We start from the raw sequence: 16,312 nt of genomic DNA on the forward strand, positions 1-16,312 counted from the left end.
CTATTCAAGATGGTCTAAAAGAGGAGGAGTTGAATACTTTGGTGCAGTCCGAACCGTTTATGCCGAAAAAAATCTGGCAGGCAAAACAAAGAGTTAAATCCTTTGTGCAAAAAACCCCGCTCCTTCAGTCTCATACCCTATCTAATCTGACAAAAAAGAAAGTTTATCTGAAGCTTGAGACAGCTAATGCAATAGGGGCATTTAAACTAAGAGGGGCAGCCAATAAAATTCTCACTCTGTCTACAGAAGAACGCAAAAAAGGGGTTACTACCTTTTCAACGGGAAATCATGGATTAGCGGTATCCTATGTAGCGAAATCCTTGGGAATCAAAGCTGTGGTATGTGTATCGAATGGGGTACCACAGGAAAAAATTGATGCATTATCCCGATTTGGTGCTGATTTAGAGGTTGTTGGAGAAAGTCAGAATGATGCAGGTCAACGTTGTAAAGAGTTAGAGAAATTATATGGAATGACCATTATTCCCCCATTTGACGATGAGGAAGTAATTGCCGGTCAAGGAACAATTGGGTTAGAGCTCCTGGAGGATTTACCGGAAATGGATCATTGTATTATTCCTTTATCAGGAGGTGGGTTGTTAGCGGGTATTGGAGCAGCATTAAAAAGTGTAGACTCAACGATTCGTATCTCAGGTGTCTCCATTCAAGGCGCTTCCGCTATGAGCGAAAGTTTAAAGAAGGGCTACCCTGTCGATGTACCAGAAACCAAAACGATGGCAGATAGTCTGTTAGGTGGGATTGGGGCTAATAATCGTTTCACCTTAAGAATGGTAAGAGAATTGATGGATGAGCTCGTTTTACTTTCTGAACCAGAGATTGAAGCGGGCATGTCGCATCTCGTATATAAGGAACAGGTGATGGTAGAAGGAGCTGCAGCAGTTGGTGCTGCAGCTTTATTGGAAAATAAATTGGAGCTTCCTGGTGATTCTATCGTATTAATTATTAGTGGAAAAAACGGTGACATCAGTGCTTTAAAAGAGAGACGAAATCAACCATTGAATGATAAAAAGGGGGCCTGTTTATGAAATTTTATACAGAGAGCGAGCTAAGAGAAACGGTTCAACTTAATCAGAATGTCATTCAAATTATTGAAGATGGTTTTTCGAGCCTTATAACTAAAAAGGTTGAAATGCCTCCTATCATGCGGGTTGATATTCCTGAAAACAACGGCGAGGTTGATCTCAAAACCGCCTATATCCCAGGCTATAATCAGTTTGCTATTAAGATGTCTTCCGGTTTTTTTAATAATCCAAGGCTTGGGCTTCCAAGCGGTAGTGGAATGATGATTTTATTAAGTACAGAAACAGGTTTCCCACAAGCTATTCTTTTGGATAATGGCTACTTGACTGATGTGCGAACAGCCGCTGCTGGTGCCATAAGTGCAAAGTATTTTGCGAAAGAACAAATGAGTGAAGCTGGTGTAATTGGAACAGGAAATCAGGCGCGCTTTCAAATGGAGGCTTTAAAGCAGGTCCGTGACTTTAAGGTGCTGTATGTATATGGGAGAAATGAGGAGAAGGCCAATCGTTTTAAGCAGGATATGGAGGAGAAGCTGGATGCCGAGGTAATCATTTGCCCAACGGTGGAAGAGGTAGTAAGACAAAGTGACACGGTGGTAACGACAACACCAGCGGAAACCCCATTGATTCAAGCTGATTGGCTTCATCCAGGTCTTCATATTACTGCGATGGGATCGGATGCGGAACATAAACAGGAAATTGATTCTACCATATTTTCCAATGTGGATCGGATTATTTGTGACGTAAAACATCAATGTTTACGTCTTGGGGAGCTTCATCATGCCAAGGAAGATGGCGCCATTGCTGACCAGACAGAGGTAACGGAGATTGGGCAGGTAGTAACTGGGCATTTAACCGGACGCGCTTCAGATGATGAGATTACCATATGTGATTTAACTGGAACTGGAATACAGGATACAGCTATTGCTTTATTCGCCTATCAGGAACTGGAAAATCATCCAGTTGGTATAGAGATTGCCAATGAATAACCCTCCAAAACATCATCAAGAAAAAATCAGAGGAGGGATTTGATGTTCCCGATTATGGAGTATAAAGAAAGAATGAAAAGAACGAAGGAAAGAATGGCTTTAGAAGGTATTGATGTATTACTGGTTACCAATCCATCGAATATGAATTATCTATCAGGTTATGATGCCTGGTCGTTTTATGTCCACCAAATGCTTGTGGTTATGCTTGAGGAGGATCAGCCCTTTTGGATTGGCCGGAAGCAGGATGCCAACTCAGCGAAGACAACTAGCTGGCTCGATCATGAAAATATATTTTCTTATACTGATGACTATGTTCATGCCATTACTAAACACCCAATGGATGAAATTGCATGTATATTAACAGAAAAAGGGCTAGGTCAATGTGTTATAGGTGTTGAGAAAGAAAATTATTATTTTACAGCTAAGGCTTTTGAACAGCTTCAAAAAGGACTTCCCCATGTTACGTTTAAAGATTCCTCCCTATTGGTTAACTTTGTAAGACTGATAAAAACAGATCAGGAAATCAGTTATATGAAAAGAGCAGGTAAGTTGGTGGAAAAAGCGATGAAAACCGCAGTCGAGCAAATTCAGGAAGGGATTCGGGAAAATGAAGTAGTCGCGAATGTTTATTATACCCAAATATGGGGGACAGAAGAATTCGGTGGTGATTACCCTTCCATTGTCCCGCTTCTTCCTTCAGGTGAAAGCACATCGTCTCCTCATATTACCTGGTCTGACAAATCCTATCGTAAAGGTGATTATGTCATTATCGAGCTTGCCGGCTGTTATAAACGCTATCATGCTCCTTTGGCGAGAACCCTTGTTATTGGCGAGGCCAGTCAAAAGGCAAAGGATACGGCGAAGGTTGTCAATGAAGGTATTGAGGAAACGCTAGCCTTTATTAAACCAGGAGTAACATGTGAGGAGATTGAAGAGGTTTGGCGCACGACTGTTGCTCAATATGGGTTTATTAAGGATTCACGTATCGGTTATTCGATGGGATTAAGCTACCCGCCGGATTGGGGAGAGCATACGGCCAGTTTAAGATCCGGAGACAAGACAATAGTACGACCTAATATGACATTTCATCTCATCCCTGGCATCTGGTATGATGATTTTGGTATCGAAATCAGTGAATCTTTTGCCGTGACAGATAGTGGGATTGAAACATTTGCGAATTTCTCAAGGGATTTATTTATAAAGTAAAAAAGCTGTCTCCTTTTCGAGACAGCTCCACCCTTCTCTCTTTTAAGCTCCAAAGCCCTGCTTCATGACTTCATCCAAAAATTCATGAGCCTTATTTTCGTCTATTTCCTTCACCATAACAAGTTCACTGATCAACACCTGTTGAGCATTACTAAGCATATTTTTGTCTGCAGTTCCCAAACTTTTTGTCCTGCTTATTTTGGTTAAATCTCGTATAACTTTTGCTTCTTCAATAATATCTCCGCTTTTTATCTTCTCCATGTAAAGTCGATGTCGTTGATTGGGATGAACATTTAATTCATCATCATCAGTCGTCAAAGCGGTTTGCATTTCTTGCAGCTTATCAGAGTCTACGATTTTTCGTAAATTAAGCTTATCTTCCTTTCCCTTAGGAATCATTACATTCATATTCTGAGTGGGGATTTTCATGACGTAATATAGCTGCTTCTTTCCTGTAAACTCTTTTTCTTCAATGGCTTCGATTACACCGGCACCATGCATTGGGTAAAAAATTTTATCACCAATATTAAACAATTGGACACCCCCAGGTTAAGTCATATTCAATATTATAACACAAAATTTTGTAATGACAAAATTTTATATTTTACCACCATACTATTCTAATGTCAATGATTTTATGATAAAAAACTAAGGAGTTGTCCAAAAATTCGCACAGTGATTGACAAGGGTGACCGCTTAGGATAGGGTTATGTAAAAAAAGAGTGAGGGAGGAGTTATCTTGAAAATCGTTTTATACCAGCCTAACCATACTTTTGGTCAAGGTCGAGTAGGTGTGTTGTATAAGGATTGGGTTGTAGATGTAAATGAAGCTTATCGTTCCCTTCTTACATATCAAAAAGAAGCGGGCTCTTTAAGAGCAGATCAGTTATTACCGGCTTCTGCAGGCGATTATTTAACTTTGGGGAAAATAGCAGTTGAAAGAACGAAAGATGCCCTTTCTTATGTAATTGATCACGGTATAAATGAGGTTATGCTGGACCGAAAACAAGTTACACTAAAGGCGCCTCTGAAGCCAGGAGCAAAAGTGATTTGTGTTGGAAAAAACTATCGTAATCACGTCTCAGAAATGAAAAGTAATATTCCTGACTATCCGGTGCTCTTTGCCAAATTCCCAAATGCGATTATTGGACCAGAAGAGGATATCGTGAAGTCTTCCCAGACGAATAAGCTGGATTATGAAGGGGAGCTTGCGCTTGTTATTGGAGAAGAAGCATCCCATATTACACAGAGTGAGGCGCTGAATTATGTTGCCGGATACACCATTGGAAATGATATTTCTGCAAGGGATCTCCAAAACCGTACCCTTCAATGGCTTCAAGGGAAGACGTTAGATCATAGCACACCTATTGGACCATGGATGGTTACATCAGATGAACTACCAGATCCTTCTCATTTGGACATCCAGACATTTGTGAATGGTGAAAAAAGACAATGGTCCAATACGAAGCATTTAATTTTTACTATTCCCTATTTGCTTGAATTTATTTCAAGTTTAATAACTTTACAGCCTGGGGACATTGTATTTACTGGTACACCAGATGGAGTCGGTATGGCTATGGATCCACCCCAATATCTGCAACATGGTGATTATATAAAAATCGAGATTGAAAAAGTTGGTGTTTTAGAGAATAATGTAAGGCAATAATAATGCAAAATAATTTATAGATATGTATAATTTTCCTTGTGCCTATTTTACTAAACAACAAGAAACAACCAAGGAGGAAACCACATGAAATCATCAAAGAAGTCATTATTATTAGCTTTAGGCTTTTTTGTAACAATGGTACTGGTTGCGTGCTCGGGTAATGATAGCACCAATCCAGACGAAACAGGGGAAAGCAGCAATGAACAAGTCTTACATTTAAGTAATGGAGACACCATTCCTACTATGGATTCATCTATGGCAACAGACGAATATGCTTTTCAATTTTTAAGTGCTACAACAGAAGGTTTATATCGTCTGGGTGAGAATGGAGAAATCAAGGAGGGAATTGCCAAAACGCATGAAGTAAGCGATGATGGCTTAACATGGACCTTCCAATTACGTGAAGATGCAAGTTGGTCGAATGGTGATCCTGTTACAGCGCATGATTTTGTCTATGCCTGGCAGCGTGCAGTTGATCCTAAGACCGGGTCTGAATATGGACCATATATGATGAGTGGTGTAATTAAGAATGCTGAAGCTATTAGTAACGATGAAATGAAGCCTGAGAAACTCGGCGTAAAAGCGGAGGACGATTATACATTAGTAGTCACACTTGAAAATCCTACTCCTTATTTCGAGTCTTTAACAACATTTGGTACGTTCTTACCGTTAAATCAAGATTTTGTTGAAGAGCAAGGTGATAACTATGCTCAAAATTCAGATGCATTACTTGCGAATGGTCCATTCGTCTTAAAAGATTGGGAAAGTACTTCTACCTCGTGGACTTTAGAAAAAAATCCTGATTACTGGGATGCGGATACAGTACAATTAGAGGAGATTACGTTTGACGTGATTAAGGATCCACAAAGTGCTGTTGATTTATATGAAAAAGGAGAGCTGGACCGGGTTGACCTATCATCTGACCATGTAGATATCTATGCGTCAAACGAGAATTTTTCAACGGTAACCGAGCCGGTTTTAACGTTTATTAAATTTAATCAAACAGAAAAGAAAGCACTTCAAAACGTAAATATTCGTAAGGCAATCAGTCGTGCGATTAATAAACAAGCTTTAGTTGATGAAATTTTGAATAACGGTGCCATTGCTGCAACAGGCGCTGTTCCACGTGACTTTGCGGCTCATCCGGAAACCGGTGAAGATTTCCGCGATATCAATGGAGATATGGTTACATTTGATAAAGAGAAAGCATTGGAGTTCTGGGAAAAAGGTCTAAAAGAGATTGGACAAGACCAGGTTGAGCTTGAATTTTTATCAGGCGATACGGAAACAGGAAAGGTAATGAACGAATTTATTGCCAATCAATTGGAACAAAACCTGCCAGGTCTTGATATTACGTTGAAACAGGTTCCATTTGAACAACAGCTTGATTTAAAATCAAATTTAAATTATGATATGGCCGTTTCATCATGGGGGGCTGACTACCTTGATCCGTATGGCTGGTTAAACTTATGGTTGACCGATGGTGGAAATAACGAAACCGGTTATTCAAATTCAGAATATGATCAGTTAGTCCAAAGTAGTGTGACCGATTTAGCTCAGCAGCCAGTCAAGCGTTTCGAGGCATTACTTGAGGCTGAAAAAATTATATTTGAAGATGGCGTTATTGCACCATTATATCAACAAGGAAAAGCTCAACTGATTTCACCGGAGTTAAAAGGTGTTATTCGAAATGACTTCGGTGCAGAATATGAATATAAGTGGGCCTATATGGAATAATTTGAACGAACAAATGACGAAAGCATGTACCTTTGGTATGGTATGTGCTTTCTTTTTTGGTTATCGGGTCTTTGCAAATAAAGGAAAAACCTAGCCTTTAGCGAATAAATCCATTACTGGAATTTTTATTATTGGAGGGGATGGTTATGTTTCATTACGAAAATTATGATGGGCTGGGGTTAGCAGAGCTGGTTTAAAATAAGGAAGTAAAACCGTTTGAATTGGTAGAGGAAGCTGTAAAACGAATAGATAAATACAATCCGGTTGTAAATGCAGTTATTCATAAAATGTATAATCAAGCCAAGTATCAAAGTGAACAACCAATTTCGGGAACATTCGCAGGAGTGCCTATGCTATTAAAAGATATTACACAGGAATTAAAGGGAGAGCCAATGACTGCTGGATCAAGAGCTTTTGTGAATTACAGATCCAAAGAGGATTCACATTTTGTTAAAAGGTTAAGGGATACAGGTGTAATTTTTTTAGGACAAACGAATGTGCCGGAGTTTGCTTTGATGGGGATTACTGAACCTGAGTACTATGGACCTGCAAGAAATCCTTGGCATACTAACTATACACCAGGCGGTTCCAGTGGAGGCTCAGCTGCGGCTATTGCTTCTGGTATGGTACCGATAGCAGGAGCAAATGATGGAGGAGGATCCATTCGTATTCCTGCAGCATATACTGGACTATTTGGTTTAAAGCCAACGAGAGGGAGAACGCCAGTAGGGCCTCGTGCAGGGAGAAATTGGCAGGGAGCTTCTGTTGATCATATTTTATCAAAAACGGTCCGCGATAGTGCAGCGATGCTGGATGAATTATATGTAAATGAAAAAGCGAGTGCTTTTCGCGCTCCCCCTTTTTATGGAAGCTATCTTAAGCTTGTACAAGCATTAAAAGCGCGTCCGCTAAAAATTGCTTATTCTACTAATTCACCGATAGGAACTGAAGTCGAAAAGGAGTGTGTAGAAGCAGTTCAAAAAACAGTACAACTATTAGAGGATATGGGCCATCATGTTGAAGAAAAAGAACCAAATGTAAACGGCCGGGAATTAGCGAAAAGTTATTTAACCATGTATTTCGGTGAAGTAGCAGCAATGTTACACGATTTAGAGGGTGTTTTGGGAAGAAAAGCAAAATCATCCGATGTAGAAGCTTCAACCTGGCTACTTGGAATACTTGGAAAGTCTGGTTCCATTGAGGATTATGTGTTAAGCCTTAGAGAATGGGATTTGGCTGCATACAAGATGGAAAGCTTTCATGAACAATACGATTTATATTTGACACCTACAACAGCCTTCAAACAAGCTCAAATCGGTGAGCTGGATACAAAACCATCTGAGAAGCTCCTCATCGGCCTGGCCAGTCAAATAGCAGAAAACAGTCTGAAAAGAACCCCCTTCACGCAATTGGCGAACTTGACGGGTCAACCAGCTATGTCCGTACCCCTGTATCAAACGGAAAAAAACCTGCCTCTTGGAGTTCAGTTTATTGCGGCCAGAGGTCGGGAAGATTTATTATTAGAATTGGCAAGTCAATTAGAAACAACCGATTATTGGGTAAACGTGAATAAAAGGTTTAAGATGGAATACGCTGGAAATCAATATATATAAACAAGCTTAAACGGTTCGTTACTGCCATATTTGTATAGAAATAGAACGAGCGATTCCATAATAGAATGAGAAGTAGAAATCATTAAATCATGTAAGGTAGTGATCGTCATGACGGAACAGAATCAAGAAAAAATCTCTGAAGAAAAACGGATAAAAAGGGTCCAAAATGAAATTGATAAGATTATTGAAAAATTAAAAGTAAACGTCAGTGAAGTAAAGAATCGTGTTATTGAGTTAAGAAAGAATTTTTGGGAGGATGTCACGGTTAATCTTGATGAGCCTGATGATGTAATTGAAACTCAGGCAAGTATTAAACAGCAGGCAGAACTCCTTTCTGAGCGAGAAAGGAGCCACGGACAGTGGAGTGAAAGGCTTAAAACGTTAGATAAATTAAAGAATAATCCGTACTTTGGCAGAATCGACTTTTTAGAGGATGGCGAAGAAGAAACCGATCGGATTTATATTGGAATTTCATCGTTAATGGACGCCAACGAGGAAAACTTTTTAATTTATGACTGGCGGGCTCCAATCTCAAGTATGTATTATGATTATCCTCCAGGAAGAGCGGAATACGAAACGATGGATGACAAAATAACAGGTGAAATCAAGCTCAAGCGACAATTTATTATTCGAAATGGAAAGCTTGAAGGAATGTTCAATACAGGAATTACTATTGGGGACCACTTACTTCAATCAGTACTTGGTCAAAATGCCAGTGAGACGATGGAAAGCATTGTCGCTACCATTCAAAAGGAACAAAACCAAATTATTCGGAATGAGGATAACAAAATTTTAGTTGTTCAAGGAGTAGCGGGAAGCGGAAAGACTTCAGCAGCCTTGCAACGGGTAGCATACTTATTGTACCGGCATCGACAGTCACTTACATCAGAAAACATTTTGCTCTTCTCCCCTAACCCTCTATTTAACAGCTATGTGGCTAATGTTCTGCCGGAGCTTGGGGAAGCAAATATGAAACAAACGACTTTCCAGGAATACATAGAAAAACGGTTACGTGAATCATTGCAGATTGAAACGCCTTTTGAGCAGATGGAGCATTATTTAACCACTCGATTTGATGGACAATATGATGAAAAAATGACCGCCATTCACTTTAAGTCAAGTTTAACCTTCAAACAGCTAATGGATGATTTTATCAACTATTTATCTGGTGAAGGGATTCAATTCCGTAATATTACTTTTAAAGGGAGAATTCTGATTACAAAGGAAGAAATTTATGAATACTTTTATTCTCTAGATTCCAATGTAACCATTGCTAATCGGATGGATGGGGTTCGCGACTGGATATTAGAGAGACTTTCTGCTGTTGAAAAAACAGAAAGACAGAAGGATTGGGTGTTATCAGAAATTGAGCTGCTTGATAAAGAAGAATATGTAAAGGCCTTTCAAGAATTGGATCAGCAGAAAGGCTTCAACGACGAATCCTTCGATGATTTTGAAAGAGAGGAGCAAAAGCTTCGTAAGTGGGTTGTCCAAAGGAGATTGAATCCACTCAGACGAAAAATTAAGAGGTTGCAGTTTGTCAATGTTCGCCTCACCTATATGAGATTTTATCAGGAATGGTCCCATCAACAGCCTTATTTAGAACAGTTACCTAGGGAATGGGGATCGATAAGCGGTCAAAGTATTGAAAACCTGAGCAGAAAATTTCTTTCCTGGGAAGAGGTGACCCCTTATTTGTATGTTCACGACCATTTGTTAGGATCCATGACTAATCGGGGGATTCGTCATGTCTTTATTGATGAGGCGCAAGATTATTCACCTTTTCAATTTGCTTATCTAAAGGATAAATTCCCAAACAGTCAAATGACCGTTTTAGGAGATGTGAATCAGGCTATCTATGCTCATGCATTATTAGGTGAGACCGTAATCGATGCCCCTCATGAAGAAAAAATGGAGAAAATAACCTTAACCAAAAGCTATCGTTCAACAAAACCAATTGTTGAGTTTACAAAGCACATCGTTGATGGTGGGGATATGATTGAGCCTTTTAACAGAGATGGGAAAAAGCCATTGCTGAAAAAAGTTAAGTCTGAGAACGAGTTATCGTCTGTCATTCCTAAAACCGTTCACGAATTGCAGGCAAAGGGGTATGAAACCATAGCGATTATCTGCCACTCTATGCAGGAAAGTAAACAGGCGTATCTTGATTTGAAGGCTTACCTACCCGTTACGTTAATTGATGAAAAAACGACAACCTTTGAAAAGGGTTTGATTATTGTTCCAACTTATCTGGCTAAGGGTATCGAATTTGATGCTGTTGTTGTCTATAACGCCTCTCAGGATGTGTATCAGGATGAATTGGAACGTAATCTTTTTTATACAGCTTGTACAAGGGCTATGCATGAGCTTGTCCTTATGTCAGCTGGAGAACCAAGTAATTTTATACAAGATGTTCAGGAAAATAAATATAATGTGGTGAATGAATAGGTAATATGGACTTAATAGCCATCTGTTTATTAAGTGGTCTGAGTCTGGATTTTATGGAAATATGCTGTATATGGAAGGATTTTAAGCTATAGGATAGCAATATAAGCTATGTTTATTAGCAGATTACTTCATTATAACCATTTAAGGAGAATTGGAATGATTTGAAACGAAATAAGTGTTGACGCAGATAAATTTTCTCCCTATAATTCTATAAAGATGTTTTAAGAGTTCTCAATCTGGGTAAATCATAACATACCCTTTTCAAAAAGGGCTCTTAAAAACGTAAATAGGGTAGGTGTAAGTATCCAAGACGACTATTTTAGGCATTTAATTATTCGGAAAAAAGCCGTTTGTAAATCAGTCCCATAAACGATTTCATTCTTAAAATTATTTTAGAAAAATGAATTCGTGCGTAAGATTTGAAACATGATAAGAAATAAGTAGTTTATTTTACTTTAGGAGGAAAAGAATGAAATCGTTCAAACCGAAAACGGACTGGACCACTATGCTCGTTAGTGGTGGATTTTTAGGACTTTTTGTTATATTATCTTTTATTGATATTGAGATGGTTGGCAGCTGGGTAACTAGCTCGTTTAACTGGTCAGCTAAATATTTTGGTGCTTATTGGCAAATATTATTATTCGCTATTTTCTTTGTAGGAATCGGCTTAGCCGTTTCTAAATATGGAAGCTTAAAATTAGGAAAGAAAGATAAACCTGAGAACGGATATTTCCGCTGGGTTGCCATGATTTTATGTACACTACTCGCTAGTGGCGGTGTTTTTTGGGCTGCATCAGAGCCTATTCAGCACTTTATGACGACTCCGCCTTTGTTTGCCTCAGAAGGAATGACGGCATCTGAATCCGTACTTCCAGCCCTGGCGCAAAGCTTCATGCATTGGGGATTCTTAGCATGGGCAACGTTAGGAACTTTAGCAACAATTGTCCTCATGTATGCACATTATCATAAAGGATATCCACTTAAACCACGCACGATTTTATACCCATTATTTGGTGAAAAAATCTTTGGTAAAAGTGTAATTGGATCAACTGCGGATATCGTAGCGATTATTGCGGTGGCTGCAGGGACAATGGGTCCAATTGGATTCTTGGGATTACAAGTAGGTTATGGTTTAAATGACTTATTTGGTATTCCCAATACGTTAACAACAAATATCATTATTATGGCAGCACTTGTTGCAATAGCGGCGATTTCTGCGGCTACCGGTGTTGATAAAGGCATTCAGTTATTAAGTCGTATAAATGTCTGGTTAGTTCTTATATTGGGAATCGGTATTCTATTAGTAGGTCCTGGTATGTTTATTATTGATTCCTTTATTGGAGCGCAGGCATTTCAGTTGCAGCACTTCTTTGAAATGTCCTTATACCGGGGGGATCAGGCCTGGTTAGGCTACTGGACGGTCTTTTTCTGGGGTTGGTTCTTAGGATATGGACCAATGATGGCTATCTTTATTAGTAAGATTTCCCGTGGAAGAACGATTCGTGAATTAATTGTAGCTGTTTCAGTCATTGCCCCTCTTGTTAGTAACTTATGGTTTACGATTGTTGGAGGTACTGGACTATTTCAGGAACTTGAAAATCCTGGTTCTATTTCAGAAGCCTTTAATGCAGGTGGAATGCCAGCTACGGTGATGGCGATTATGGATCAATTGCCAATGGGATTAATTCTGGCATTAGGATTCTTGCTGGTTACGATTGTATTCGTTTCTACAACCGTAGATACCATGTCCTACACTGTCGCCGTAACTATTACAGGGTCAGACAATCCGGCTAGATGGATTCGTGTATTTTGGGCCTTTATGTTCGGTATTCTGACAGTTGTTCTCTTAGCGATAGGTGAGGGAAGTATTCAGGCCTTACAAAACTTTATCGTTGTAACTGCTGTTCCGGTTTCTCTGCTATTATTGCCACCCGTTTGGACGTCAGTAAAAGTGGCGAAAATGATGATGAGTGAGAAACAACAAGCTGATGCAGAAGCTAAAAAAGAACTGGAAAAAGCGGCCAGTTAAAAACTTGACCTTAACAAGGTGTTCTCTTCTTGAGAACACCTTGTTTATATATAAAGGATACAGGATAAGCCTTCTATAAAAATCCGAAAGTAAAAAATGTGTATATTTTCCTTTTTTATTCACAAAATAAATATGAACAAATTTAAGAAGGAGGAAAATCGTACATATGAAAAAGTGGATTGCCGTATATGCTGCTTTCATGCTTGCTTTAGGTCTTTCAGCACCGTATGCAAGTGCTGAGGATCATGGAGATACGGAGGTTAATCTGGAAGACATCGAACTTAGTCAAGCGCAACAACAAGAGCTTGAAGCCCTGCATAATGAAATGTTTCAATTACACGAACAATTGGTTAACAAATATGTAGAGTTTGGAGTACTGAGTGAGGAAAAGGCGAAAAAGAAGATGGAGCATTTAGAAAAGCATCAGGAAAAACTAAAGGAAAATGGCTATGTTCCATATTGGAAAGATAAGCGGCATAAACATAAAGATGAAGAGGAATAAAAACGGGGGCTGTACCTAAAAGGTACAGCCCTGTTAATGCTCTTCTAAACTTTTTAAAGGAACGTTTTCCTCTTCATTTGGTGAATCTAAAGGATAAATTCTGGCCATATCACTTTGCTCGTCTACATGCTGAATGTAAACAGGTGTAGCGTTATGGGTTACGTTAATTAATTCTTTTGCCTCGACAATTTCCTGTGCCCTTTGGCGATTCACTTTTCCACCTCCTAGGGTTTATGTACAGTTTTAGGTTTTGAAAGTTTACATAAATTATTCAATGAAACCTTTTATGTTTCTTAGTTGATTGCTATAGTGGGATAAAAGAAAGGGAGGAATCATACATTGATAGATTTACGAAGTGATACAGTGACGAAACCGACCGATGTCATGCGTAAAGCAAGCATGGAAGCCGAGGTGGGGGATGATGTATATGGTGAAGATCCTACCATTAAAAAACTGGAAGAAAAGGCTACGGAGCTAACAGGGAAAGAAGCAGCACTGTTTGTGACCAGTGGTACACAGGGAAATCAACTGGCTGTACTTACCCATACCAATCCAGGAGAAGAAATTATTCTAGAGGAGAACGCGCATATTTATCTGTATGAAGGCGCGTCCATTTCAGCTTTTGCTGGCGTACAGCCTCGTCCAATAAAAGGGAATAAGGGGTCAATGAATCCAATAGATGTGGAAGGAGCAATCCGTTCTGAAGATATCCATTTTCCTGAAACAGGCTTAATTTGCCTCGAAAATACCCATAATCAATCAGGCGGGTCCATTCTTCCTCTGGACAATATGAAGGGTATCTATGAACTTGCTAAATTACATCAAGTGCCTGTTCATTTAGACGGAGCTAGAATATTTAACGCTTCTGTTGCATCAGGAATTTCTGTTCAAACCTACGCTCGCTTTACGGATTCAGTGCAATTTTGCTTATCCAAAGGACTTGGTGCCCCAATAGGTTCTATCATTGCTGGTTCCACAGCATTTATTGAACAGGCAAGAAAGTGGAGAAAAAGGCTTGGTGGTGGATTAAGACAGGCAGGTATTATTGCTGCACCAGGACTAATTGCCATCACTAAAATGATTGATCGCTTAGCAAAAGACCATGAACATGCCCAGGCTCTTTCAGAAGGATTAGCTTCCATTAAAGAATTATCGATAGAAAACGATGTAGAGACTAATATGGTTGTCTTAAATGTTGAGACAACAGGATTTACGGCTCAGGAATTCGTTGAGCAGCTTAAGGATTATGGAATTTTAGCTGGGGCAATTGGTCCATATTCTATTCGACTAGTTACACATCTTGGAATATCCAATGATGATATCCACAGGGTGTTACATAGTGTAAGAGAAATGATTGAATAACTAATTAATAGGCTCAGTCAAACATAGGTGTTGATTTCCGCTCCAGTTTGCTCGCTTTCTGCGGGCGGTCCAGGAGACCTCTCAGCATACGCATGCGGGGTCTCCCGTATAACGCTCTTCCTGTAGGAGTCTCGCGGACTTCCGCTCCAATCAACTTGGAAGAAAATCAACAATAAGCTTTATCACATCCAATTTGAAAAGGGGGCACAAAACCAGTATTCCCAGCCTCCTTTTTTAATTCAACTTTGGTGGCTTACGGAATTGGGTTGCTTGTTCAAAACTATAGGCCATTTTTAACAATTTTCCTTCATCAAACGCCTTCCCGGTAAAGGTAATTCCAACAGGTTTTCCTCTAGATGTATATCCTCCTGGTACTGTGATGGAGGGGTAACCGGCCTTTGCCGGAATTCCTGCACCAATATTGTTAGGGAAGAGAAGGGCGTCCAATTTGTTCTCTCCCATCACGGCGTCTATACCTTTGTCCTTAGCTAAATAAAAGTCTTTTTCCAGGCTTTTTAAATAGGCTGAATCTGTTAAGCGTCCACTGGTTTCTTCACTTCTGGTTAATAATGTCTGGCCATACTGAAGCATCAAATCCTTATGTTTTTCGTTAAATGCAATCAGATCCTTCAATGACTTAATGGGAATATGCTGTTCAGTTGTCTGAAGATAGGCATTCAAGCTGTTTTTAAACTCATAGATAAGGGTATTAATATCCCAGTTTTCGTCTTGAGAAGGTATTTTTACATAATCCACAAGTTTTGCCCCGTTCTCCTTTAAAATGGAGAGGCTTCTTTCTAAAGTTTCCTGTTCTTCATCATTGAGCTTCGTAAAGTAAGGGTCCCGGGCGATGCCGATGGTGACACCTTCAAGTCCCTTTTTCTCCAAAAAGGATAGATAATCTACTGTTGGATGCAGATTGGTTTTGGTAATGGGATCTTCTTCATCCACACCAGCGATTGCACTTAAAACGATAGCAGCATCTTTTACAGTCCTGGCAATAGGGCCCGCGGTGTCCTGCGTATGAGAAATCGGAATAATCCCTGTTCTACTTACGACTCCTACGGTTGGCTTAATCCCTACAACAGAATTTGAGGTTGCAGGACTTAAAATAGAGCCTGATGTTTCGGTTCCAATGGCGGCGGTAACAAGGTTTGCCGCTACAGCCGCACCTGATCCACTACTAGATCCTCCAACATCAAACTCACCAGGGCCATAAGGATTAAGCACCTGACCTCCCCGTGAACTCTAGCCATTCGGCATACCTTCTGTCATAAAGTTCGCCCATTCCGTCATGTTTGCTTTGCCTAAAATGATTGCACCTGCCTGCCGTAATTGTTTGGCGACAAACGAATCCTTTTCAGCTACGTGGTGTTCTAGAGCACATGAACCTGCACTGGTATGAAGTCTGTCATAGGTATCAATATTATCCTTCAGCAAAATAGGAATGCCATGTAAGGGACTTCTTTTTCCTTTCTGTTTTCTTTCTGTATCTAGCGCTTCTGCAAGATACAATGCATCCGGGTTAATTTCAAGAAAGGAGTTTAGCTTAACTCCTTCCTGATCATAACGGCTGATTCGTTGGAAATACATGAGGACAAGCTCTTTAGAAGTTATACGCTCATTATCCAGAGCCTTTTGAATCTCCTCAATGGTAGCTTCTAATAGCTGGTTTTCTGCTATTTCTTGTAACCTTTTATTAAACATTGAAATCGTTCCCTTC

The 16,312-nt window shown here is 39.7% G+C and carries 12 protein-coding genes and 1 pseudogene; 10 read left to right on the plus strand and 3 right to left on the minus strand.

All coding sequences use genetic code 11. The annotated features are described in order from the left end of the window. Nucleotides 1–59 precede the first annotated feature (59 nt). Genes BMX63_RS05775 through BMX63_RS05785 form a run of 3 tightly spaced genes read left to right on the plus strand, consistent with a single transcriptional unit; the run spans nucleotide 60 to nucleotide 3,232 of the window. Nucleotides 60–1,043 carry a pyridoxal-phosphate dependent enzyme gene (locus tag BMX63_RS05775; RefSeq protein WP_093133196.1) on the plus strand — a complete coding sequence of 328 codons (984 nt, stop codon included), beginning with the start codon at nucleotides 60–62 and terminating at the stop codon, nucleotides 1,041–1,043. Then, the gene (locus tag BMX63_RS05780; protein WP_093132887.1) at nucleotides 1,040–2,026 is read left to right on the plus strand and encodes a cyclodeaminase; all 987 of its coding nucleotides are present in this window, start codon (nucleotides 1,040–1,042) and stop codon (nucleotides 2,024–2,026) included. The genes BMX63_RS05775 and BMX63_RS05780 overlap by 4 nt, the downstream gene beginning before the upstream one ends. Before the next feature lie 39 nt (nucleotides 2,027–2,065). Further along, a complete protein-coding gene (locus BMX63_RS05785) occupies nucleotides 2,066–3,232 on the plus strand; it encodes a M24 family metallopeptidase (protein ID WP_425441457.1) in 1,167 nt (388 codons plus the stop codon). Between the two features lie 42 nt (nucleotides 3,233–3,274). On the opposite strand, the gene BMX63_RS05790 is transcribed toward BMX63_RS05785, so the two are convergent. Further along, on the minus strand, nucleotides 3,275–3,766 hold the full coding sequence (locus tag BMX63_RS05790; RefSeq protein ID WP_093132891.1) for a CarD family transcriptional regulator: 492 nt from the start codon (nucleotides 3,764–3,766) through the stop codon (nucleotides 3,275–3,277). Nucleotides 3,767–3,971: 205 nt separating this feature from the next. On the opposite strand from BMX63_RS05790, the gene BMX63_RS05795 reads away from it, so the two are divergent. The 6 genes from BMX63_RS05795 to BMX63_RS05820 all read left to right on the plus strand — a co-directional run bounded on the left by BMX63_RS05795 (nucleotide 3,972) and on the right by BMX63_RS05820 (nucleotide 13,227). Next, nucleotides 3,972–4,898 (plus strand): fumarylacetoacetate hydrolase family protein, encoded by a 927-nt coding sequence (locus BMX63_RS05795; RefSeq protein ID WP_093132893.1) that lies wholly within the window; start codon nucleotides 3,972–3,974, stop codon nucleotides 4,896–4,898. Nucleotides 4,899–4,982: 84 nt separating this feature from the next. After that, nucleotides 4,983–6,635: a peptide ABC transporter substrate-binding protein gene (locus BMX63_RS05800; RefSeq protein ID WP_093132895.1), complete on the plus strand. Its 1,653-nt coding sequence runs from the start codon at nucleotides 4,983–4,985 to the stop codon at nucleotides 6,633–6,635. Between the two features lie 221 nt (nucleotides 6,636–6,856). Further along, a complete protein-coding gene (locus tag BMX63_RS05805; RefSeq protein ID WP_342731696.1) occupies nucleotides 6,857–8,248 on the plus strand; it encodes an amidase family protein in 1,392 nt (463 codons plus the stop codon). A 108-nt stretch (nucleotides 8,249–8,356) separates the two neighbouring features. After that, nucleotides 8,357–10,696, plus strand: coding sequence for an RNA polymerase recycling motor HelD (helD, locus tag BMX63_RS05810; protein WP_093132897.1), 2,340 nt, complete (start codon nucleotides 8,357–8,359; stop codon nucleotides 10,694–10,696). 469 nt (nucleotides 10,697–11,165) lie between these two features. Further along, complete coding sequence (locus BMX63_RS05815; protein WP_093132899.1) at nucleotides 11,166–12,725, plus strand: BCCT family transporter; 1,560 nt, start codon at nucleotides 11,166–11,168, stop codon at nucleotides 12,723–12,725. 166 nt (nucleotides 12,726–12,891) lie between these two features. Further along, complete coding sequence (locus tag BMX63_RS05820; protein WP_093132901.1) at nucleotides 12,892–13,227, plus strand: DUF2680 domain-containing protein; 336 nt, start codon at nucleotides 12,892–12,894, stop codon at nucleotides 13,225–13,227. Between the two features lie 33 nt (nucleotides 13,228–13,260). Here BMX63_RS05820 and BMX63_RS05825 read toward each other — a convergent pair whose 3' ends face one another. Beyond that, nucleotides 13,261–13,440, minus strand: a complete 180-nt coding sequence (locus tag BMX63_RS05825; RefSeq protein ID WP_093132902.1) for an H-type small acid-soluble spore protein — start codon at nucleotides 13,438–13,440, stop codon at nucleotides 13,261–13,263. Between the two features lie 126 nt (nucleotides 13,441–13,566). Here BMX63_RS05825 and ltaE point away from each other — a divergent pair, with 126 nt between their 5' ends. Then, entirely contained in the window at nucleotides 13,567–14,589 is a 1,023-nt protein-coding gene (gene ltaE / locus BMX63_RS05830) for a low-specificity L-threonine aldolase (protein ID WP_093132904.1), read from the plus strand. 234 nt (nucleotides 14,590–14,823) lie between these two features. On the opposite strand, the pseudogene BMX63_RS05835 reads toward ltaE, so the two are convergent. Further along, nucleotides 14,824–16,296 (minus strand): annotated as a pseudogene (locus BMX63_RS05835) (amidase family protein). Nucleotides 16,297–16,312: the final 16 nt, after the last annotated feature.

This window comes from Salinibacillus kushneri, assembly GCF_900111405.1.
GTDB lineage: Bacteria > Bacillota > Bacilli > Bacillales > Alkalibacillaceae > Salinibacillus > Salinibacillus kushneri.